This window comes from Nocardia sp. No.11 (genome assembly GCF_038752175.1).
Taxonomy (GTDB): domain Bacteria; phylum Actinomycetota; class Actinomycetes; order Mycobacteriales; family Mycobacteriaceae; genus Nocardia; species Nocardia canadensis.
Genome location: NZ_JBCGFB010000071.1, coordinates 1 through 21,840, shown reverse-complemented (window position 1 = coordinate 21,840; position 21,840 = coordinate 1). Strand labels below are relative to the sequence as shown.

Sequence of the window (21,840 nt, the reverse complement as noted above, 5' to 3'; positions counted from 1 at the left end):
CGAAAGCGTCAGAAGCGTAGTTCTCGTATCGTATTGAGGTCGATTCCGTGGCGTGCGTAGATCTTGATCGTGTTCTCTCCGGTGAGGTCTGCTTCGGTGTAGCCGAGCAGTTCGGCGACACGGATGACGTCGGCGTTGGTGGCAGCCTCGATCTCGAGATAGGGCGGGATCAGAGGCCAGGTGTCGAGTTCGAGTTCTGCGCCGTCGAGGGTGTAGCTGGTCCGCTTGTTTTCCTGGTAAGACTTCGCGGTGAATCCCAGCATCTCGAGCAGGGCGTTGGTGGCGGCGAAATCGTCGACGCTCACCTCCACCTCGTGTGTGCCGTCGATGGCGTCGCTGGTGATCTCTTTGACTGCGAGGGTGGTTCGATCGCCGTTGTCGCGCAACCTGATCCACTTGCCGTCGACACCGGGGGTGATGTCGTAGACGTAGCGGCGCATGAATCGCTCGCCGAGCTTGTGTCCGCCCTTGTCCAGGATGTGTCGGTCGATGGTGTCGGGGTCGATGTCGAGGATCTTCGCTTCGTGCTCGATGGGCACGGGGGCTCCTTCTGAGTTGCCGTTGGGGTGAGGTTATCCGACTTGGCGGGTCGCGAGTCGGGTGTATTCGGCGTTGCGGAGTTCGAGGACTTCGGTGCGCAAGGGGCTGGTCAAGAACTCGCCAAGGGGTAGGCACAGGTCCATGCGCTGAATGCATACACCGACCTGCCACGTGCCGGTGCGGTCGTAGTAGAGCCGCACGCCGTAGAAGCCTTCCTCACAATCAGTGCCGTTGTTGAACCTGCACCCGGCGCAGGTCTGCGGCAACCGGACGGGGCGGATGTGCTTGAAAAGGATGCGCCGTCCATCGGGCAGGCGGTAGGCGGTGCGGGAGTTGGAACCTCCAGCGGTGATGTATTGGGCTTCGGCAACGGCACCGCGCTCGGCGAGGATGCGTTCGATCGCGATGATCGAGCTGTCGCCGTGGTCGAGTGACATCAGCAACCGCACTGTCAGGTTCGGGGAGAACTCGTCGAGTAGCCGGTGCACTCGTGGGGCGTGTGAGTGGTCGGGGACGACGATATTGGCGCTGGCTTTGACGCCATGCGTCTCGCACGCTGCGATCGACCGTTCGAGTGCATCGACTCTGCGCTGGGCCAGAACAGGATTGCGGTAGCGGGGGTGCTGAACGTCGGCGAGTTCGGATGCGGTGGTGCCGAAGATGGAAAAGTTCACCCTGTCCAGCCCCGCAGCGGCACAATCACCGATCACGCGCTCGCCACGTTCACCGTTTGAGGTCATGCCGACTCGGAACCCGGCATCCACGGCGATCTTCGTCAGGGCGGCGACTCCCGGATGCAAAGTCGGTTCACCGCCGGTCAGGTGCACCTCGGTCAACTCCAGTGCATCACCGAGCACCGCGATCGCATGAGCGAAGTCATCGTTGTCGGGTACCGGGGCTGGGAGGAAGGCCGCACCGTTGGTTTGGGCGTAGATCGACATGCGCCCGCTCGCCCCGGCAGCGAGGAACTCGCCAGGCGAGCGATGTCGGTTGTCAACGGCTACTGGTGTGCCTTCGTTATGGCAGAACGTGCAGGTCAGGCCGCATGCGTCGTGAATCTTGATGCGCAAGGTGGTGTCTTTGTCGACATGGACGGGGATTGCAGCACGGGGCATGGCCGTGCTCCCTTCAATCGGTTGTGAGTGGATCGAAAGTTGGTGTGGCCCCGGATTCGCCGGGAAACGATTCCGGGGCCGCCCGCGCGGCGCGGGGGTTGGGGCCGGTGAGGTGTCGTGTGGTCTCACCGGGCGCACGCGGCGGGCATTCGGTTGGTATTCGGGTCAGGGCAGTAGGTACAGGCGTTCGCATGGCAGGCGGGGAAAGGCGGCGTTGTGTCTGGAATCCACGGCGACGGTGCCGGGTCGGCGCGCGGTCACCTCACACACGAAGACCAGCGCGGCCGTCAGGCACGCGACGAAATCCATTCGCACACTGGAGAACTTGATCGTGAGATGGATATCGGGTTCGTCAGGACAGGGGGAGTGACCGCTGAGGTTCATCGCCTTCGCCCTCCAGGTAGGCACCCCAGCGCGCATTCGATGACTACCGCGCCGGAGGGCCGGAACGCGCTGATAGCCGGAGATACCCAGGTACGGACCATCAGCGCGTCCCGGGCCGGGGACGGCAACGCGATATCGCCCTCACGGATCACCACCACCCGTGCTTTCCACAATCGGGCGACCTGTTCAGGGTCGCCGATCGGCCGCATATCGGCCCTTACCAAGAAGGTCCACATGGCGGCGCGGGGGTGGCCGATGACCGGCAACGGCGCGATCCCGCGAACATCGAGGCTGGTTTTGACCCGGTGTGCCAGATCGGTTGGCATCATCACCGCGCCGACCAATCCGGCCCGCATCGTGATCCGCCCGGTAGCCGGGTCGATCACTGTGGGCAGGGAACACACGCGCCGGTAGAACTCGCACCGCGAGCGAGGTGTTTCGGCGAATTTGTGGTCAGGTGGGCTGGGCTGCGTCATTGCTGGCCTCCGGGCAACTGAGTTGCCGGGATGCGCGGCGGGGTCGGACTGGTCGCCTCGACCGGTGTCGGTTCGGGCGCGGTCGTAATCCATCCGGCTTCGCGCATCGCTTCCAGAGTGGCTACCAGGTCGGCCCGCGGCGGCTGGAGTGCAGGGGTCGGCGGGGTGAGGTGGCTCATCGAGTCGCCTGCCGTTGCGGGCGGCGCTGTCCGGCCGAAATCTGCCACTGTGCCTGCCGATTCTGGAAGGCGTCGCCGTTGCGACGCAGCGTGTGCAGGACGCGCGACACACGCCACCGCGGGGTGTTGAGGTTGTGTGCGATCGTGTCGGCGGTCAGCATCCCGCCCGGTTCGAGGAGGGCGAGAACGTCGGTTTCGAGGGTGCTGGTCATCGGGTCACCTCTGTCGGCTCGGCGATCTGGGGGTCGCTTGGCGGCAACTTCGCGAACCCGGTCGTCGGTCGTCATCGTCTGGGCCGCATCGGGGGGCGTGATGATGACGTTGGGCTGTTCCAGCACATCTCGTTCGGTGGCAGCATGAAAGGCGCGCGCAGCGGGCAGGTGTGTGCGCCGGGGGTGTGCGGAATCGGCCGATGGTCGTCACTGTGGGGGTCGCCGTGCCACACTGCGAATATGGGTCGACACCCCAAGCAGCCAAACCATCAGCTAGCGGAACTACTCGCCGAGATCCGGGTAAGCCGGAAAGGATTTGCGCGCCGAATTGTCGAGCGTGGCAGATCAATTGGCATTGAGCTCCGCTACGACCACACATCGGTCGGTCGATGGCTGACCGGTGAGCAGCCGACGCAGCCGGGGCCAAATCTGATTGCAGACGTGCTCACCGAATTGTGTGGTCGTCGTGTGGTGCCCGCAGATTGCGGTATGTCCGGCGCGGAGTCGCCGGACGTGGGATTGGAATTCTCGTTGAGCCTCGTGGAGGCGACCGCCTCGGCGACCGCGTTGTGGAGGAGTGATGTGGAGCGTCGCCGGTTCCTGGAGGGCACTGCCTACGCCGTCGCGGTCTACCCGGCCGCAAGCATGCGGTGGCTGACCCTGCCGGGCGCTGAACACCCGGTCTCATCGAGCGGTCTGCGCCGCGTCGGGGGTGCTGACATCGACGCTGTGCGAACGATGACCACGGCGTTCGGTGAGCTCGACAACCAGGTCGGTGGTGGCAAGGTGCGATCCACGGTTGTGCACTACCTGCACACCTCGGTGACTCCGCTGCTGCGCGGCAGCTACACCGAAGAAATCGGACGGCGGCTATTCGCAGTAGCGGCCGAGCTGACGAAGCTGGCGGGTTGGGCCGCCTACGACCTCGAAGAACATGGCCTCGCGCAAAGGTATTTGATCCAGTCCTTGCGGATGGCGCGCGCAGCCGGAGATGCTGCGCTGAGTGCGGAGATTCTTGCCGCGATGAGTCATCAGGCAACCTATGTCGGCCGCCCCGGTGATGCGATCGATCTCGCCCGTGCTGCACGGATAGCGGCGCGCGCTGCGGGCCTGCCGGTGTTGGAGGCCGGTTGCCACATGGTCGAAGCCCATGGGCATGCCGCGCGATCCGACGAACGGTCTTGCGGTGCATCGCTCAACGAGGCCGAGCGCGCGTTCGATCGGGGCGAAGCGAACCGCCCCAGCTGGTTGAACTACCTCGACTCGGCGTACATGTCCGCCAAAGCAGGTCAATGTTTCCAAGATCTCGGCGACCACGATCGTGCAGCGGGACTGGCGCGGGCGTCGCTGGACATGAGCGATGGGTACCAGCGTGGGCGCGTGTTCAACTTGTGTCTGCTCGCGTCGAGCCTCGCGGTCGAAGACCCGCGGGAAGCGGTCCGGGTCGGCTCGCGGGCGCTCGAATTGTCCGGTGGTGTGGAGTCCCGCCGAACGCATGCTTACCTGCGTGATGTACGGGCGCGCCTCGCTCCCTTCGCGGAAATGCCGGAAGTGGCGGACTTCCGGCAACGGGTGGCGGAGGCTAAGTCAGTGTGAGTGCTCGGTACACGCCGACGACAGTTGCCGCGCCGATGATTTCGCCACGGTCGATCATCTGCACAGCCTCATCGAGGGGCACCCACCGAATCGCCTCGGCTTCGTTGATGTCCGGACGTGTGTCGGTGAGGTCGGCACCGCGAGCGAGATACACCTCCTGTGGCTGGTCAAGGGTGCCGATCGCGGGTTGGTAGGTCACCAGGTGTTCCATGGTGCACGGACGCCACCCGGTTTCCTCCTCGACCTCGCGCGCCGCCGCTTCGGCCACGTCTTCGGCGTGGTCGACATAGCCGCCGGGCAGTTCCCAAACCCACTTGTCGATGATCCACCGGTGCCGGTACATCAGCAGTACCTCCTGGGATTCATTGAGTACCAGCGTCATCGCGCACCGGGGCATCCTGGCGACGTACTGGGTGAACTCCACCCCGTCCGGCAGACGGATATCGGCTGTCGACAACCGGATGTGCCGGTTCTCGTCGAGTACCTGCTCACCGAGGATCGTCCACTGGGTATCGCTCATGCCTCGACGGTAGTGGAAGGCGATGGCAGAACGGAATCGCCGAGTGCGGGCGTCGCCGGCGCTGCTTTGCCTGTGCTTGCCGGCGTAGTACTTCGACCGTCACACCCTGCACGCTTCAGACCCTTGAGCTGTAGTTGTGTCGGCCAGGATATGAAACAGATAGGTTTTGGATAGGCTGCGGATAGGTTCGGGGAGTGATCCCGGGTGGGTCTGGATGTGGTTCGGTAGCTGCCGTTTTCGACCGGCCTCACGGCTGAGGTGTGGCTGTCCGGAGGGGTCGGCGGCGATATTTGCGGGCTCGTTGCTGCTAGGTGGGGGTGTTCGTGTCAGGTCGTGGTCAATGCGTGGGTTTTTGTGGGGGGAAACGCGGGGCGAAATGCGGGGGGCGACCAAATGGCCCCACCTACACGCCTCGTATCCGCAGGTAGCGGGGCATATCCGCGCGCGGGTGTTATCCAGGATTGTCTATTACAGTATATGTAATAGACATGCGCCCGGCGCTGACTCGTGCCTATGCGGAGGAGCTGGCCCGCCGCCCAGTTCCTTGTTCCGTCTGTGCCGACCGGGTTCGAGCCCCACGCTGTGAGCTGTTGGGGCGGTTCGCGTTCGGTGCCCCGGGGTGAGTGGCTCGATGAAAATTTTTCCATGGCACGTTCCATGGTGGGTTTCGATGAAGTATTCGGTGGGAGGATTAAATCGACGCACCCCGCAACCGCATCCGTGCAGGTCAGAGGGCGCATATCCGGGCGGATATCATCGTGGATTGTCTATACATCAGAATGTATAGACATGGCTTTCGGGGGCATTCTCGCGGATTATCGCGGGCTTTGTGTGTCTGTTCTGCGTTGCTCTGCCGGTTCCCCATTCGCCTGCACCCCTCCTATTCGGGCCGGTGTTGTCGGTGTCATCGCCTGCGCTCGTTGGCGCGTCTCCGGTGCCGGGCGCGACGAGTGTGTTCGTTCTGTTCGCATCGCCTCGGCCACATGGCCTCGCGGGCGGGTTCTGTTGTCTCGGTGTCGGAATCGTTATGACAACGTGGCTCGACATGGTGTCCCGATTCGGGCCTTTTTTCGGCAGTAGATAAGTGAGGACCGAACTCGTTCACACCCACCCTCGGGAGGCCTGCCGTGACCGATACCCCCACACCCAGCCCGCCCTCGCCCCCGGACCGTGAGCGGTCGGTGGTGGTGCCGCTGGACCCCGACCGGATCGAGCACTGGCGACAGGTCGTGGCCGACCGCGAGCCCTTGGCCCGTGCCCAGCTCGACGCGATCGCCGCTGTCCTGGACCGTGTCCGGGCACGGAAACGGGCCGCCACCGACAACGGTAGCGACCCGCACCAGTACCCGAACGCTGCCTGACGGGCCGCGTCAGGCAGCAGAAACGCCGTCCCCCGCCCCGGTGCCCGCGGCATCCTTGACGCGGGCACCGGGGCCGTCCTGCGCCCACGGTGCGGGTGTGTTCTTGTCCACCAGCCGGATTCGGGACCGGTCGAACGTCGGTCCTGCCGTGGTGGCCGGGTCGATCACGAGGCGGCTGCCGTGCAGGGCGCGTTTGATCATGGCGCGTTTGTCGGCGGTGCCCGCATCCTCCCACTGTTGTGCCCATGCCTGTGCGGATTCCGCGCGCACGGCCGGGGAGTCATCGATGTCGGTATCGGCGTCGAGGGCGTCGAGTTCGGCGGTGAGCTTGGCGATGCGGGCATCGACCCCGGCCATCACCGTGTCGTAGCGGTCGAGGCTGATCTCGCCCTTGCCCAGCCGCGCCGACATCACCGTCGCGGTCTCGCGCGCCTCGGCCAGCGCATCAGCGATCGGACGGCGGCGTTTGGCCAGATCATCGGCAGCGGCGATCAACGCATCGGCATGGCGAGGGTCCGACAGTGTCGCCACCACCAGCGCGCCTACCTCCTGGTCCAGGGTGCGGGCGTCGACCGAGACACGGTTGCAGCCGCCCCCGGTCTGGCGCTTCTGGCAGATGTAGCGGCGACGCACCTCCCCGTCGGGGTAGTTGCGTCCGTACTGGGGGCGGCCGGTCAAACCCTTCCCGCACAATCCGCAGTGCACTAGCCCCGAGCACAGGTAGTCCGCGGTCGGGGGCCGACCGACCGGGGTGGTGTCGCGCAGTGCGCACAGCCGCTCCCACTGCTGCGGTGTGATGAGCGGATTCGCATCAGTCATGGTGGTGACGATCTCGCCGTGGTGGGTCACGTATCCGGCGTAACGCGGGTTGAACACCACTCGCTTGATCTTTTCCCCACTCCAGGCGGCACCGGTGCGGGTGGTGATCCCGCGCCGGTTCAAGTCCGCCGCGATCGTCTTGTAGCCGATCGCGTCCTCTTTCGCCGCTGTCGTCGTGTCTTGGCCCGCTTGCGTTTTCGCCTGAATGCCCACCTGTTTGTCCAGCACCCGAGCGACCATCTCGCGCACGATCGCCGCCTCGGACTCGCGAACGGTGATCCCGTCGCGTTCGTAGCCGTAGGGGCGGTGCGAATGATTCGACTCCCCGCGGGCAACTTTCACTCGTTTACCGCGCTTCACCCGTGACGACAGGCGGTCCGATTCGTAGGCCGCTGCGTTGAGCTGGTCACGAAAAGCCTTGCGGCCGTTCGCGGTTTCCAGGTCGTACTCGCCCTCGCTGTCCAGCACGACCAGGCCCCGCTCGGCGGCCAGGATCAACCGTTCACCCTCGATCGGGCGACGGGAGAACCGAGCCATGTCGAACACCACCACCCCGCCGGTCTCCCCGGACTCCAGTCGCGCCATCAGCGCATCCCACTTCGGCCGCCGCACACTCGGATTCCACGCCGAACGCCCGTCATCGACATGCACCCGCCCCACCGTCGCGCCCAGATCCCGCACCCGCACCGTGCAGTCATCGACCTGCCCACCGGTGGACCGTTGCCGTTCATCACCCACCCGTGACACCCGCGCATAGATATCCAGCACCAGATCTTTACCGGCCGTGACCTGCGGTTTTTCCATGATATTCACTCCCCAACGGGTAAGGGGCTACTAATAACATACTAGCCCCCGACAGGTGCGCGACCTCCTCGCGGCGTAATCCGTCGACCCGGCGGTGCCGGTCGACGGGGATGCCGACAGCCACCGGGTCGACCCGGGAACGCCGGGTCCGCAGAAATCCAGCGAGGTCGTCCATGATCTCGAGTATGGCCCCGGCGGGGGCGGTGAAGGTGGCCCTGCCGGTACCAGGAAGTCCCGTCCGACGGACGCGGCGCCCCTGAACGCATGCCCGCGCGGCGCCCAGGATCGACGTCATCCGATCCGAAGGAGTTCCGATGAAAGCACTGATCGTCCACGCCCATCCGGAGCCGAAGTCGCTCAACGGCGCGCTCACCGAAGTCGCGGTCGCCACGCTGGCGGGCGAGGGACACGAAGTCCAGGTGAGCGACCTGTACGGGATGAACTGGAAGGCCGTCGTCGACGCCGACGACTATGGTCCCGACGCCTCCGATCCGCTGCGGGTCGTCCTGGATTCGGGCCGCGCCTTCGAGGCGGGCACGCTCGCCCCCGAGGTGCGCGCCGAGCAGGAGAAGCTGCTGTGGGCCGACGTGATCGTCTTCCAGTTCCCACTGTGGTGGTACTCGATGCCCGCGATCCTCAAAGGCTGGGTGGATCGGGTGTTCACCTACCGCTTCGCCTACGGCGTCGGTGAGCACAGCGACACCAGATACGGCGAGCGCTACGGCGAAGGCACCCTCGCGGGCAAGAGGGCCCTGCTGTCGGTGACCGTCGGTGGCCCCGAGGCGCACTACGCCGCGCGCGGTATCAACGGCCCGATCGAGGATCTGCTGTTCCCGATCCAGCACGGCATCCTCTTCTACCCCGGCATCGAATCGCTGCCGCCGTTCGTGGTGTACGGCGCCGACAAGATCACCGAGGCGGACTATCCCGACCTCGCCGCAGCCTGGCAGCGGCGGCTGCGGGCGCTGGCCTCGACCGCGCCGATTCCGTTCCGGCGGCAGAACTTCGGCGATTACGAGATTCCCTCGCTGCAGCTCGAGCCGGGCCTGGAACCGGCGGGCCGCACCGGTTTCGGCCTGCATGTGCGCGACTGACCGGACCGCGCCGCGCTTGACACTTCATCGAACACATGTTCGACTCACGGTATGCGGTGGCAAGCGCAGACTCTCGACGCCGAGGACGGCGCCCTGCCCGGACTGACCCGGGCGGGGCTGGTGCGCACCGTCCGAACGCCCGAGTTCGACGGCATCACCTTCCACGAGGTGCTGTGCAAGAGCGCGCTGAACAAGATGCCCGAGAGTTCGTCGCTGCCGTTCCGCTGGACGATCAATCCGATGCGGGGGTGCTCGCACGCCTGCCGCTACTGCTTCGCGCGGGGCAGTCACGAGTACCTGGGGCTGGACGCGGGCGAGGACTTCGATTCGCAGATCGTGGTGAAGACGAATGTGGCGGCGGTGCTGCGCAAGGAGCTGACCCGGCGGTCCTGGCAGCGTGAGCCGGTGGCGCTGGGCACCAATACCGACCCGTACCAGCGGGCCGAAGGACGCTACCGGCTGATGCCCGGCATCATCGGCGCCCTCGCCGATTCCGGGACGCCGTTCTCCATCCTCACCAAGGGGCCGCTGCTGCGCCGGGATCTGCCGCTGCTCACGGCGGCCGCGCGGCGGGTGGAGGTGAGCGTGGCGGTGTCGATCGCCATCCTCGACGAGCAACTGCACCGCAGCCTGGAGCCGGGCACGCCGACGCCTCGCGCGCGCCTGGACCTGGTCCGCGCGCTGGCCGACGCCGGCTTCGCCGTCCATGTCATGGTGGCGCCGATCATCCCCTGCCTGACCGACGGCAGCGCCCACCTCGACGCCTTGTTCGCCGCCATCGCCGACGCGGGCGCCGACAGCGCCACGGCCTTCGGCCTGCATCTGCGCGGCAGCACCCGCGGCTGGTTCCTCGGCTGGCTGGCCGCCGAACATCCGGCACTGGTGCGCCGCTACCGGCAGCTCTACGGGCGCGGCGGGAACGTCACGCCCGCCTACAGCTCCTGGCTGCGCGAACGGGTCGACCCACTGCTGACCGCCTACGACCTGCGCCGCCCGCAGGGCCGAACCGTCCCGGCGGCGCCGGTCCCGGTGCCGCCGAGCGAGCAGCTCGCCCTGTTCGGCTGAGCGGTCACGGCGCGGTGGCGAACCCGAGATCGATCACCGCGTCCCGCTCGGCGACCAGTTCGGCGACACTGGCGTCGATCTCGGCCCGCGCGTAGTCGTCGAGGTCCAAGTCGTCGACGATGCGGTACTGCCCACCGACGCAGGTGACCGGGAACGAGCTGACCAATCCCTTCGGCACGCCGTAGGAGCCGTCGGAGGGCACGGCCATCGAGGTCCAGTCGTCGGCGGGCGTGCCGAGGACCCAGTCGTGGAGGTGGTCGATGGCGGCGCTGGCCGCGCTGGCAGCCGAGGACGCGCCGCGGGCCTTGATGATCGCGGTACCGCGCTGCTGCACGGTCGGCACGAAGACCTCCCGCACCCACTGCGGCTCGACCAGTTCCGGCGCGGGCTTGCCCGCGACGGTGGCGTGCGTCAGATCGGGGAACTGGGTCGCGGAGTGGTTGCCCCACACCGCCATCCGGGCGATATCGGCCGCCGGGGCGCCGGTGCGCGCGGCCAGCTGGGCGATGGCGCGATTGTGGTCGAGGCGGGTGAGCGCGGTGAAGCGGTCGGCCGGTACGTCGGGCGCGTTGCGCATCGCGATGTAAGCGTTGGTGTTGGCGGGATTTCCGACGACGAGCACCCGCACGTCCGAAGCGGCGACGGCATTGATCGCGGCGCCCTGACCGGTGAAGATCGGCCCGTTCGCGGCGAGCAGGTCGCCGCGCTCCATGCCGGGGCCACGCGGGCGGGCACCGACGAGCAGCGCCACGCTCGCGCCGTCGAACCCGACCGACGGATCGTCGGTGATCTCGATCGAGGACAGCAGCGGGAACGCGCCGTCCTCGAGTTCCATCGCGACCCCCTCGAGGGCGCGCACCGCGGCAGGCACCTCGAGCAGCCGCAAGCGCACCGGGGTGTCGTGCCCGAGCATCGCGCCCGCGGCGATCCGGAACAGCAGTCCGTAGGCGATCTGTCCCGCACCACCGGTGACGCTGACGGTGACCGGAGTTCTGCTGGCTGGGTTGCTCACGACCGACTCCTCGCACTGGACGACTTGGCGCCTCCCACGCTAATCAGTCACCCCGCCCCGAACCGGGATCCGTGAGGCAGAACACCACGCGGGTCAGACGAGTTCGGCGACCTCGGCATCGGTCAGCACGACCGGCGACACCGCGTCCTTGGCCCGGACCAGCCGCACACCGCGATACAGCGGCCGCTCCCCCAGCCCCGCATCGCGCGCCTCGGCCCGCAACTGCTGCACCAGCACCTCCGACACGGCGACGGCGGCGGCGAGCTCACTGGCGGCCAGCGCGTCGGCGAGCTTGCGCAGCCCGAGTACATGCAGTTCGCGTCCGCTGCCGGAATCGGTGTACATCGCCAGCGGCACCACCTGGATGTCGGCGCCGACGGTCACCTTCAGCACGATCCGGCTGAGCCGGCCGGGGTAGACCAGCAGCTGCACGCCGGTCGCCCGCGCGAGGTCGACGCGCCGCTCCCCGAAGAGCCGGTGCGCGCGGATCTCGGTGCCGCTCAACCACATCCGCCTGCGCCGGAACGCGAATACGTAACCGAGGGTCGGCACGGCAACGACCAGTCCGAGGACGATCGCGAACGGCCAGCTCAACCACAGCGCGGACAGCAGCGTCACGCCCACGCCGACACCGATCGCGGCCAGCGCGAGCCTGCGCAACATCGGCGCGAACACCTCGGGCGCGACCAGGTCGATGCCGACCGGTTCCGTTCCCGCCCGCCCGGACTCCCCGTCCACCATGTCCCTCTCCACCCGGGCGGCCCGTCCGACCCGAGGCGCGGTCAGACTACCGCGCCCCGGATCGCCGGGCTCAGTGTCCGAGCGCGGAGCGCAGCACTCCCACGACCTCGCCCAGGGGCACCTGCCGCTGCTCGCCGGTCGCCATCTCCTTGACCCCGATCGAGTTCTCCTCCAGATCGCGATCACCCAGCACCAGGGTGAATTTCGCGCCGGAGCGGTCGGCGCCCTTCATCGCACCCTTCATCCCGCGCCCGCCGTAGGCCAGGTCGACGCTGATGCCCGCGCCGCGCAGCGCGCCGGCCAGGGCGACCAGTCGCGCCTTGGCGGCGTCACCGAGCGCGATGCCGTACACCTGGCAGCGCGCCGGATCGGCCGCGGCCTTGCCCTCGGCCGCCAGCGCCAGCACGGTCCGGTCGACACCGATGCCGAAACCGATGCCCGACAGCGGCTGCCCGCCGAGCTCGGCCATCAGTCCGTCGTAGCGGCCGCCACCACCGATGCCGGACTGCGCGCCCAACTGGTCGTGCACGAATTCGAAGGTGGTCTTGGTGTAGTAGTCCAGGCCGCGGACCATGCGCGGGTTCACCACGTAGGGCACGCCGAGGGCGTCGAGGTGGGCCAGCACCTGCTCGAAGTGTGTCTTCGCCGACTCGGAGAGGTGATCGATCATCAACGGCGCGTTCGCGGTCAGCTCGCGCACCTCCGGCCGCTTGTCGTCGAGGACGCGCAGCGGGTTGATCTGGGCGCGGCGACGGGTCTCCTCGTCGAGCGGGAGCCCGAGCAGGAACTCCTGCAGCAGCTCCCGGTACTGCGGGCGGCAGGTCTCATCGCCCAGCGAGGTGATCTCGAGACGGAAGCCGTCCAGGCCGAGGCCGCGGAACCCGGCGTCGGCGATCGCGATGACCTCCGCGTCCAGCGCGGGGTCGTCGACGCCGATCGCCTCGATGCCCACCTGCTGCAACTGCCGGTAGCGGCCGGCCTGCGGGCGCTCGTAGCGGAAGAACGGCCCGGCGTAGCACAGCTTGAGCGGCAGCTGGCCGCTCTTGTCCAAGCCGTGCTGGATCACCGCGCGCATGACGCCCGCGGTGCCTTCGGGACGCAGGGTGAAGCTCTCGCCGTTGCGGTCGGCGAAGGTCCACATCTCCTTGCTGACCACGTCGGTCGACTCACCGACACCACGCGCGAACAGGGCGGTCTGTTCGAATACCGGCAGCTCGATGTGCCCGTACCCGGCGAGTCGGGCGGCGTGGATCAAGCCGTCGCGCACGGCGACGAACTCGGCCGAGCCGGGCGGCACGTAATCCGGGACCCCCTTCGGGGCGGTGAAGCTGCTGGTCTTGGTCACGATCATCCAGTTTTCCCCACGGGCGCCCCTCGAGTCCAACCGGTTACCCTCTAGACGAACCTGACGACACGGGAGGAACGCGGTAGTGCCGAGTAACGAACAGCGACGGGCGGCGGCCAAGCGCAAGCTGGAGCGCCAGCTGGCACGACGGGCCGAGCAGGAGAAGAAGCGCAAGCGCCTGGTGATCGCGGGCTCGGTACTGGGTGTGATCGTGGTCGCCGCCGCCGTGACCGGCGTGTACTTCCTCACCAAGGGCGGCGACGAGGCGGATTCCTCGGCCACCGCGAGCACCTCGGCCACCAGCAAGCGTGAACTACCCCCGGCCGCCGACGCGCCCGCGGTCGCCGCCAAGCCGGCCACCGTCACCTGCGCCTACCCCGTCGGCGCGGAGCCCGCGAGCAAGCCGGTCGCGCCGCCGAGCACCACCACGGTCGCCTCCGGCCCCGACGCGCCGAAGACCAAGGTGTCCATCGATTCCACCCAGGGACCGATCGGCCTCGAGCTCGACAGTGCCGAATCGCCGTGCACCGTCAACAGTTTCGTGAGCCTGGCGCAGCAGGGCTACTTCGACAACACTAGCTGCCACCGCATCTCGGCCGAGGAGGGCTTCGAGATGCTGCAGTGCGGCGACCCCACCGCCAGCGGCATGGGCGGGCCGGGCTACAGCTTCGCCAACGAGTACCCGACCGATCAGTTCCCGACGACCGATCCGGACAACGATCCCGCGCTCAACAGCCCGATCAAGTACAAGCGTGGCGTGATCGCGATGGCCAACTCGGGCCTGACCCCCGAGGGCACCAACGGCAGCCAGTTCTTCCTGGTCTACGGCGACACCATCCTGCCGCCGAAGTACACGATCTTCGGCACCATCGACGAGGCGGGCCTGACGACGCTGGAGAAGGTCGGCGCCGCGGGCGACGACGGATCCATGTCGGCCGGCGGCGGCAAGCCGAAGATGCCGATCAGCTTCAACACCGTCAAGGTGGGCTGACACCACCACACGCAGCGCGAAACGGGCCGGACGCCACCATGGCGTCCGGCCCGTTTCCGGATTTCCGGCCCCGACACCGCCAGAAGATCATCAGAGGCAAGGCAATCCTACGTTTCATCCGGCCGACAGCCTCGAACACCGTACTTTCTCCCCCGCCACTCCATGTCGGCCGAAACTTCTCGACACCTCCCGTGCGTGGCTCCGCCAGACATACAGTCGTGTCCTTCGCGCGGTAGTCTCAGATGTCCACTTCCACAGCAGCATCGGGGAGCAGTCATGGCGGAACTCGACGACATCGGCAGCGAAACGGCGTCCATGATGCGCATCATGCTGCAGATGGCCACCCTGGTCGCCCTCAAGTCGCGTGAGCACGGTCAGAAAGAGGCCGAGGCCCGCGCCAAGGCGGTCGAGGCGAAGATGAAGGAAGCCCGCGAGTTGCAGATCCGCGAGGCGCGCGAGCTGAAGGCCAAGGACCCGCGCAATCTCGAACTGGTGCAGATGATGTCGGTCGGCGCCAAGTCGAGCCAGCCGCGGGGACTGACCCTGGAGAAGGACCCGTCCTCCCCCTTCGCGAGCGGCGCCGCCGCGAAGGCCGCGCAGGCGCCTCAGTTGGGCTACGACTCCGTCGAGCGGCGCGCGGCCATCGCCGCCCATCTCGAACGGGCGGGCGTCGCACCGGAATTGGCCGAGGTGCGCATGCTCGTCGAGATGGGACAGGGCATCTCGCCGGACGAGGCGATCCGCCGCACGAACGCGGGCGCCCGCCGCACCGGCATCGAACGCGGTATCGATCCGCGTGGCCTCGAACGCGGGCGCTGACCCCGGCGAACATGCGTCGCCGGGCGGCCGGAGCACCGGCCGCCCGCGACGATCACCGCGCGGCTACAGCGTCGGCTTGGTCTTGAGCCACGGCTCGGTGACCTCCGGATCGGAGAACATCTCCTGATCCGCGCCCTCCTGGTCGCGCAACGGCAGCGGATCCAGCATGCTCTTGTGCCCGTTGCGCACGCTGCAGTACTTGAACGGCCCACGGGGATCGAACAACTTGGCCATGTGCTGGTCGGCGTGGTCGAGGAACCACACGCTGATTCCCGGCCCGCCCTCGAGCCGATAGTGCTCCCAGGCCTGCCACAGCGCGTCGAGGCGGATGACCGCCTCGGTGTGGCGCCACCATTCGGGGCACCACACGGTGTCGCTGATATCGGTGACCTGCCTGCGGTACACCTTGCTCAGGTAGCCGTTGACGAACTCCACGACATTGGGATAGCCGTTGGTGAGGTCGTTGGATCCGGGCATCGGCTGATTCACAGCGGCTTGACCTCCTCGACGTCGCCGTACTGCTCCGGCGGAGTGGAATTCGACAGCACCGGCGTTCCGATCAGATCGTCGATGCGGGTCTTGCGGGTCGGATCGTTGTACTCGATCGACTGTTTGACCGCCGCGGCGTACTCCCCTTCCCACCAGGGCACGGTCCGGACCAGCACGGCGGGCTGCCCCGAGGTGAACACCACCGCGCGACCGCGCGGCAGCGTCGCCAGGCCCTGCGCGGTGAAGGTCACCGAGGAGCTGAGCGAGCGCGAGTAGCTCTTGCTGCTGCCCGACTGCGACATCGACTGCGAGATCGAGTCGTACTCGCCGATCGCCTCGGACCGGTCGCGCAGGAACGCCATGTCGTCGACACCGCTGCCGAGCACCTTGATGTTGGCCGCCGACCACAGCGCGCTCATGCCCGCGTCGCCCCAGCAGCGCGCACCCTGTGCCCAGGACTGCAGCACCGTCATCACCACGATGCCGCGCGAGCCGAAGTGGCTGTACTGCTTGGGCAGATCCTTCCAGCGCACCACGTTCGCCGCCTCGTCGAGCACCGCGAGCAGCGGAATCGGCAGCCGCCCACCGGACGACAGCGAGGCCTTGCGCATGGCCACATCGATGACGGCCTCGGTCAGCGCGCTGACCAGCGGCGCCGCCGAGCCACGGCCCTCCAGCGACAAGCAGTAGAGCGTGCCGTTGCGCTCGATGAACTCGAGTTCGTCGAACTGCAGCCGATCACCGCTGCCGCGGGTGATCCACGGGTGCACATTCGACATCTGCAGGCAGCGCACCATCTTCTTGGCGGTGCCGAAGATGCCGCTCTTGGTGCGCTGTTCGGCGTTGTACTGCATGGCCAGACCAGAGGCGGTGAAGTCGTGCCCGGCGCCACGCAGGTGCTCGATCGGCTCACTGTTCTGCGGGTTGGTCACCCATTCCCACACCTGGGTGATCGGCTTGCCCGCGATCGCGGCGGCCAGGAACAGCCCGGCCAGCAGGTCCTCGGCCTCGGGATCGAAGAAGCTGTCGGTGTTGTCGGCGCCGCCGCTCTCGGCGTCGGCGAAGTGGCCCGCCAGGCGGGCCGCCCGCATCTCGCAGCCCTCCTTGCGGTGATCGACCCAGGCCAGCGGATCCCAGAACCACACCGGGCGTTCGCCCGCCACGCCCTGCGGGTCGAACACGAAGGTCGCGCTGCCCTTGGCCTCGCGCACATTCCGGGTCGCGTCGACCACGTCGCGCTTGTTCGAGGTGGTCAGCACCGGACCGATGGCCGACAGGATCGCCGGGATCACGCGCGAGGTGGACTTGCCCTGACGCGGGCCCCAGATGTCGAGGTGCAGATCCTCGTAGGAGCCGTAGAGCGGGGAACCGTCGGCGACGGCGACGCCGATCGGCACGCCCGGCGCGTCGTTGGTGCCCAGCCGCACCCCGAGATCGAGGGCCTTCTGGCGCACCCCGGCCTCGGTGATCGAGGCGATGGCGCTGCCAGTGCCCATGTGATCGGCCTTGTCGTCGATCGACAGCCTGCCCTTGACCGCGCGCTTCTTCAGCTGCTTGCGGACCACCACGTAGGCGATGACCGCCGCGATCACCAGCAGCACGATCACCGTCGACGCCCGGGGCCAGTGCAGTTTGCCGCGCGCCAGATCGGCGACCACCGCGATCGGGTTGGCCGGAATGTTCTGCGGCACCACCGACAGCGCGTTGCCCAGGTGCAGCGCGACGGCGAGGGTGATCAGCGTCGCAAAGCCGAACACGATCAGGATCAGCGTCGTGTCGGGTCCGACCGCGGCCGGATCCGTCACCTTCTTCTTCGCCACGTGTGCCTCCTTGTGGACCTTGTCGGATGGTGGTGGGTGCTCAGCGGAACGCGTCGAGGCGCCAGCCTTGCGGCGTCTGCACCACGGTCGCGATGACCGTGCCCGGCGGGAGGGCCTCGGACCGCCCGTTCGGGTAGACGACCGTCTGCTCGATGCCGATCTTGTACTGCGCCACCGCAGGATCCGCGCTCGCCGGCGCCTTCTCGCCGGACGCGAAGGCGAAGGCCTCGACGTGTGCCTTCGCCTTGGCCCAGTCCGCCCACTGCAGCGACGGTTTCGGCGTGTCGGTGGCCCCCGTCGAACCGTCCAGCATACGTATCATGCTGGGCCCCAGCCATTTTCGCGCGCGTTGCAGCGACTCGCCCGGTTGTTCGGTGGCCGGGTTCCAGGTGTAGATCTCGCGCAGGGCCACGACCGCGACGCCGTCGGCCGTCGTCGGGTCGACCGTGGCCGCGGCGTCGAGCAGCCGGGTGGTCGAGGTGGCCGAGTCCGGGCGCGCGGCATCGGGATCGCCGCCGCAAGCGGCGATCGGGAGCAGGACCGCCACGAGCATCACCGCCGGAATTGTGCGGATTCGTGTTCTCTCCCACCAGGTTATCCCCGGAATCGGGGAACGTGTGGTCACAACACCCTCCTCGCCCGCGCGTCGCCCGGCACGGCCACCTCGGTGACGCCACCGCCGCCACCGCTGCTCGACGGTGGCACCGCCTGGATCATCTGACCGTTGCCCGCGTAGATCCCCACCTTCGACGGGCCCTTCGGCCCGAACCCGCTGAACACCAGATCGCCGACCGCCATCTTGGAGATCGGTACCTCCCGACCGGATTCCCACTGTTGCTCGGCGGTGCGCGGCAGGATGATCGCGCCCGAGGACGCCGCGAACACCGCGGCGGCGGTCAGGCCCGGCGCGTCGAAGCCGCCGCTGCTCGGGCCCTGGACGCCGCCCCCACCCCACACGTACGGGGTGCCGAGCCAGTCGTGAGCGGCCTCGACGATCTGCGCGCCACCGGCGCCCTGTTCCGGCGTGAACCGGCCCTGCGCGCCCGGCGCGCGATACTGCGGCTCCATCGACAAGATGTTGGTGACATACGGCTGGGTCTCGGAGTAGTGCGCCGCCACCTGATTGGGCATCCCGCCCGAGGCCAGCACCGCGCCCTCACCGGCGTTGTATCCGGCCAGGGTCAGCGCGGGCAGGTCGCCGGAGACCCTGCCCGCGGCCATCCAGCCCGCGATCTTGTGGGCGATCGCGCACATGTAGCGGGCTTGGCCGATGATCGCGTCACCGTCGTCCCACACGCTGGCCGTGCCGTTGCCGTCGGCGTCGATGACATAGGGTTTGCCGTCGTCGGGATTGATGCTCACCGCGGTGCCGGGCAGGAACTGGGCCAGACCCTGCGCGCCGGCGGGCGAGGTCAGCCCGCGCCGGAAGCCCGACTCCTGCTTGGCCTGCGCGGCCAGCAGCGACGACGAGATCTCCGGGCACACCGTGCCCGCCCTGCGGTACCAGATCTCCAGCTCCGCGGGCACCTTCCCGTCGGCGAGCGCGCCGCCCGCGCTGCCGAAGCCGCGCACACAGTCGGCGTCGGTCGAGAAGGCCCGCGCGCCACCGACATCCGGGGTCGGCGCGCCGTCGAGCCAGGGCATCGGGTCGATCTGGCGGCCACCGGTGAAGCGGCCGCCGGGCACGATCTCGAAATGCAGGTGTGGGCCGCTGGATTCGCCCGCCGAGCCGACCATCCCGATCGGCTGTCCCGCGGTCACGGTCTCGCCGGTGCGCACCTTCACGCCGCGGTCCCACATGTGGCCGTAGACGGCCGAGAAGGCGCGCCCGTTGGTGTCGACGGAATCGACGACGATCCAGTTGCCGAAACCCGACGCGGGACCGGCGGCCACGACCCGGCCGTCGGACACCGAGTAGATGGTGGTGCCGTCGGCGGCGGCCATGTCGATGCCCTTGTGACCGCCACCGCGCGAACCGAACACGTCGGAGATGGTGAAGGTGCCGGTCTCGAGCGGCAGCGTGCGGCGCAGCGGACCGACGCCCGCGGCCAGCGACGGCGTGCCGGTGACCGCCGGGTTCGCCGTCGTGCTGGGCGTGACGGACGCGGCGGCGCGCGAATCACCGACCGACTCGCCACCCAGCGGCGGCAGCGTCGGGGCCGCCGAACCGCTCAGCACGCCGGTGGTCTCGCAGGTCTCGTCTGAGGAGGGCAGCACGATGACCAGCACGAGCGCGATCAGCCCGATGACCGAGCCCAGCGCCGTCATCAGCATCGTGCGGGCGTTCACCGGCCGCCGCCTGGCGTTCCGCGCCGGGCGCCGGGATCCGGGTCCGCCGCGGCGGTGATCACGTGCGGCGCCGGGTTTCGTTGAGCGTGTCGGCGAGCGTGCGGTTCATCTCGGCCGCGGCGGCGAGTTGCTGCTGCAGCAGCGCCACCTTGCGGCGCAGCGCGGTGGCGTCCATCCGCTCCAGGCTCGGGCCCTCGGCCGCGCGCACCCAGTTGCGCACCGAATTGGCGTGCACGCCGATCTGTTCGGCGACGACCCGGCACGCCTCGGACTCGCTGCGCAGCTTGTCGGTCAGCGCGACGACCTGCGCGACCGCGGCATCGCGCACCTCGGGCGAGACCCGGCGGTAGGACCGGTGCGGCATCATTGCGCACCCCCGTCCGCCGACGGGTCAGGTGCGCCGCGTGGGTTGTCGCCGAACTCGCTGAACCGCTGGTTCGTGTCGTGGATACCGCTTTCCTTCTCCGACACCGTGAACTCCATGTGGAAGGGGATACCGGGACGGCGATCCTCACCGATCTTGAGCAGGAACTTGCCGGTACCGGGCGGCGACGGCCGTTGCTGGCCGGGTTTGAGCGCCTCGCCGGTGAGCGCCTGGGGCGCCGACCAACCGGTGACCATCTCCTGTTCGGCGGCGGTGAACGGCACCGTCGAATCGAGCCTGCTGATCTCCTCGGCGGGCAGGGCACCGAAGATCTTGGCGCGGGCGCGTTCCAGGAAGCCGATCGCCTTGGCGATGGCGGCGTCGGAACCGAGCGCCTGCAGGTCCTTGATGGTGTGGCTGATCATGATCAGCGCGGTGGCCAGGCCACGCTGCAGGCGGGTCAGTTCGTCGACCCGGTCGACCATGAAGTCGCCGAGGCCGAGCACCTGCCACAGCTCGTCCATCACGACCTGGAAGTAGCGCTGCGGACCGAGTTTCGCGTCGGCCAGCACGTGCGCGGCCTCGACCGAGGCGAAGCCGTCGGCCCAGCAGGCCAGCATGACCGCGGCCTTGAGCTTCTTGTCGCCGGTGGGGATGTGCGAGACGTCGATGCACACCGCGACGGCGCCGGTGTCGATCGGCACCGTGGTCTGGCCGTTGAAGATGGCGCCGAACGGACCCTGGGTGAGCGCGCGCAGCGAGCGCCGCAGGTTCTTGATCGCGTTCTGGTACTCGTCCTCGTTGTCGGCGCCCGCGTCGAGCATGAGTTCGGCACCGCCGCCGACGATCACCTCGAGCAGGTTCTCCATGATCGGCGGCTTGTCGGGGGCGTAGCCGCTGCCCGGCTGGTAGAGGATGCGCAGCGCGGTCGCGATCAGCGTCTCCTCGAAATCGGCCACCCGCGCGCCGCGGACGAGCTCCACCAGGCCCGCGATGAGCGTCACCTGGCGGGCCCGCAGGTCCTGCAGCACTTGGCGTTGCAGCGCGGGGAACTCCTCGAGGCGGGGCACCACCGAGCCGAGCACGCCCGCCGCCAGCGGGTTCAGCTTGCCGTGGCCGTAGCCGAGGTCGATCACCTGGCCGCCGACGAGTTCGACCATCTTGCGGTAGTCGGGCTTCACGTCGGCCAGGATCAGCGGGGTGATGCCCTGAGCGATGCCGCCCAGCACGATCCGGCGCACCAGCGAGGACTTGCCGAAACCGTTGAGGCCGAGCACGAACAGGCTCGGCGCGGTGATGAAGCTGCCGCGCATGAACCAGTTCATCGGGTCGAAGCAGACCGGGGCGCCGGTGTGCAGATGCGAGCCGAGCGGGGTGCCGATCAGCGGCGCGCCCGCGCCCACCGACCACGGCCACAGACCGGCGACCTGCGCGGTGGTGGCCCGGTACTCGACCGGGCGGCCGACCACGTTCATCTTGCCGCCGCCGGGACCGGAATAGCCGCGATCGGTCAATTCCGCGGTGGTGCGGTCGAATCCGTCGCTGACAACGGCCTCGTTGCGTGCCTGCGCGTTGTTGCGGCGCAGATCGTCGGTGTGGATGCGGAAGGTCGCCCAGGCCGCGCGCAGTCCCGACTGCTCGCGGGCGATCATCTCGTAGCGGGCGCGGGTGGCGTCGTCGAGCAGCGAGGGGCCGGACTGGCCGCGCCGGTCGGGCCGGTTGCGCGACTTCGCCGAACGGCCCGCGCCCATCGCCCGGTCGGCGGCGTCGTCGGGCCGATCGCCTCGCACCGGGCGCGGTGCCTT

General features: G+C 68.2%; 22 protein-coding genes. 6 read left to right on the top strand and 16 right to left on the bottom strand.

Features of this window, described 5'->3' with window-relative positions; genetic code table 11:
• Positions 1-8 precede the first annotated feature (8 nt).
• From V8688_RS20510 to V8688_RS20490, 5 genes are all read right to left on the bottom strand, one after another.
• Positions 9-539: a CYTH domain-containing protein gene (locus V8688_RS20510; protein WP_342801482.1), complete on the bottom strand. Its 531-nt coding sequence runs from the start codon at positions 537-539 to the stop codon at positions 9-11.
• Positions 540-572: 33 nt separating this feature from the next.
• Positions 573-1,655, bottom strand: a complete 1,083-nt coding sequence (locus V8688_RS20505; RefSeq protein WP_342801481.1) for a radical SAM protein — start codon at positions 1,653-1,655, stop codon at positions 573-575.
• Between the two features lie 165 nt (positions 1,656-1,820).
• On the bottom strand, positions 1,821-1,964 hold the full coding sequence (locus V8688_RS20500; protein WP_195037273.1) for a hypothetical protein: 144 nt from the start codon (positions 1,962-1,964) through the stop codon (positions 1,821-1,823).
• A gap of 71 nt (positions 1,965-2,035) precedes the next feature.
• Positions 2,036-2,515 (bottom strand): DNA-directed RNA polymerase subunit beta, encoded by a 480-nt coding sequence (locus V8688_RS20495; RefSeq protein ID WP_342801480.1) that lies wholly within the window; start codon positions 2,513-2,515, stop codon positions 2,036-2,038.
• 175 nt (positions 2,516-2,690) lie between these two features.
• Positions 2,691-2,906: a hypothetical protein gene (locus V8688_RS20490; protein ID WP_342801479.1), complete on the bottom strand. Its 216-nt coding sequence runs from the start codon at positions 2,904-2,906 to the stop codon at positions 2,691-2,693.
• A 240-nt stretch (positions 2,907-3,146) separates the two neighbouring features.
• Between V8688_RS20490 and V8688_RS20485 the strand changes: the two genes are divergently transcribed.
• Entirely contained in the window at positions 3,147-4,502 is a 1,356-nt protein-coding gene (locus V8688_RS20485) for a hypothetical protein (RefSeq protein WP_342801478.1), read from the top strand.
• Here V8688_RS20485 and V8688_RS20480 read toward each other — a convergent pair.
• Positions 4,489-5,022 (bottom strand): NUDIX hydrolase, encoded by a 534-nt coding sequence (locus V8688_RS20480; protein ID WP_342801477.1) that lies wholly within the window; start codon positions 5,020-5,022, stop codon positions 4,489-4,491. The genes V8688_RS20485 and V8688_RS20480 overlap by 14 nt on opposite strands.
• Before the next feature lie 1,127 nt (positions 5,023-6,149).
• On the opposite strand from V8688_RS20480, the gene V8688_RS20475 reads away from it, so the two are divergent.
• Positions 6,150-6,383 (top strand): hypothetical protein, encoded by a 234-nt coding sequence (locus V8688_RS20475; RefSeq protein ID WP_342801476.1) that lies wholly within the window; start codon positions 6,150-6,152, stop codon positions 6,381-6,383.
• Between the two features lie 9 nt (positions 6,384-6,392).
• Here the strand turns inward: V8688_RS20475 and V8688_RS20470 are convergent, their stop codons facing one another.
• A complete protein-coding gene (locus tag V8688_RS20470; protein ID WP_342801490.1) occupies positions 6,393-8,006 on the bottom strand; it encodes a recombinase family protein in 1,614 nt (537 codons plus the stop codon).
• A 314-nt stretch (positions 8,007-8,320) separates the two neighbouring features.
• Here V8688_RS20470 and V8688_RS20465 point away from each other — a divergent pair, with 314 nt between their 5' ends.
• Positions 8,321-9,100: an NAD(P)H-dependent oxidoreductase gene (locus V8688_RS20465; RefSeq protein WP_342801475.1), complete on the top strand. Its 780-nt coding sequence runs from the start codon at positions 8,321-8,323 to the stop codon at positions 9,098-9,100.
• Between the two features lie 51 nt (positions 9,101-9,151).
• The gene (locus V8688_RS20460; protein ID WP_218717185.1) at positions 9,152-10,165 is read left to right on the top strand and encodes an Rv2578c family radical SAM protein; all 1,014 of its coding nucleotides are present in this window, start codon (positions 9,152-9,154) and stop codon (positions 10,163-10,165) included.
• A 4-nt stretch (positions 10,166-10,169) separates the two neighbouring features.
• Here the strand turns inward: V8688_RS20460 and V8688_RS20455 are convergent, their stop codons facing one another.
• The 3 genes from V8688_RS20455 to hisS all read right to left on the bottom strand — a co-directional run bounded on the left by V8688_RS20455 (position 10,170) and on the right by hisS (position 13,263).
• Entirely contained in the window at positions 10,170-11,177 is a 1,008-nt protein-coding gene (locus tag V8688_RS20455; RefSeq protein WP_316575344.1) for a malate dehydrogenase, read from the bottom strand.
• Between the two features lie 93 nt (positions 11,178-11,270).
• Positions 11,271-11,918, bottom strand: a complete 648-nt coding sequence (locus tag V8688_RS20450) for a hypothetical protein (protein WP_316575345.1) — start codon at positions 11,916-11,918, stop codon at positions 11,271-11,273.
• 70 nt (positions 11,919-11,988) lie between these two features.
• Positions 11,989-13,263, bottom strand: coding sequence for a histidine--tRNA ligase (gene hisS, locus V8688_RS20445; RefSeq protein ID WP_316575409.1), 1,275 nt, complete (start codon positions 13,261-13,263; stop codon positions 11,989-11,991).
• A gap of 85 nt (positions 13,264-13,348) precedes the next feature.
• Here hisS and V8688_RS20440 point away from each other — a divergent pair, with 85 nt between their 5' ends.
• A complete protein-coding gene (locus tag V8688_RS20440; protein WP_342801474.1) occupies positions 13,349-14,254 on the top strand; it encodes a peptidylprolyl isomerase in 906 nt (301 codons plus the stop codon).
• Between the two features lie 276 nt (positions 14,255-14,530).
• Complete coding sequence (locus V8688_RS20435) at positions 14,531-15,073, top strand: hypothetical protein (RefSeq protein ID WP_218717189.1); 543 nt, start codon at positions 14,531-14,533, stop codon at positions 15,071-15,073.
• Positions 15,074-15,136: 63 nt separating this feature from the next.
• On the opposite strand, the gene V8688_RS20430 is transcribed toward V8688_RS20435, so the two are convergent.
• The 6 genes from V8688_RS20430 to V8688_RS20405 form a co-directional block, all read right to left on the bottom strand.
• Positions 15,137-15,550 carry a DUF4913 domain-containing protein gene (locus V8688_RS20430; protein ID WP_218717190.1) on the bottom strand — a complete coding sequence of 138 codons (414 nt, stop codon included), beginning with the start codon at positions 15,548-15,550 and terminating at the stop codon, positions 15,137-15,139.
• 8 nt (positions 15,551-15,558) lie between these two features.
• The gene (locus tag V8688_RS20425; protein ID WP_218717191.1) at positions 15,559-17,382 is read right to left on the bottom strand and encodes a type IV secretory system conjugative DNA transfer family protein; all 1,824 of its coding nucleotides are present in this window, start codon (positions 17,380-17,382) and stop codon (positions 15,559-15,561) included.
• A gap of 40 nt (positions 17,383-17,422) precedes the next feature.
• Positions 17,423-17,935, bottom strand: coding sequence for a hypothetical protein (locus tag V8688_RS20420; protein ID WP_218717199.1), 513 nt, complete (start codon positions 17,933-17,935; stop codon positions 17,423-17,425).
• A gap of 68 nt (positions 17,936-18,003) precedes the next feature.
• On the bottom strand, positions 18,004-19,671 hold the full coding sequence (locus V8688_RS20415) for a peptidoglycan DD-metalloendopeptidase family protein (protein ID WP_218717192.1): 1,668 nt from the start codon (positions 19,669-19,671) through the stop codon (positions 18,004-18,006).
• A gap of 58 nt (positions 19,672-19,729) precedes the next feature.
• On the bottom strand, positions 19,730-20,035 hold the full coding sequence (locus tag V8688_RS20410) for a transposase (RefSeq protein WP_255587337.1): 306 nt from the start codon (positions 20,033-20,035) through the stop codon (positions 19,730-19,732).
• Positions 20,035-21,840: hypothetical protein (locus tag V8688_RS20405; protein ID WP_342801473.1), on the bottom strand; the 1,806-nt coding region annotated here is incomplete at its 5' end. The genes V8688_RS20410 and V8688_RS20405, both read right to left, overlap by 1 nt.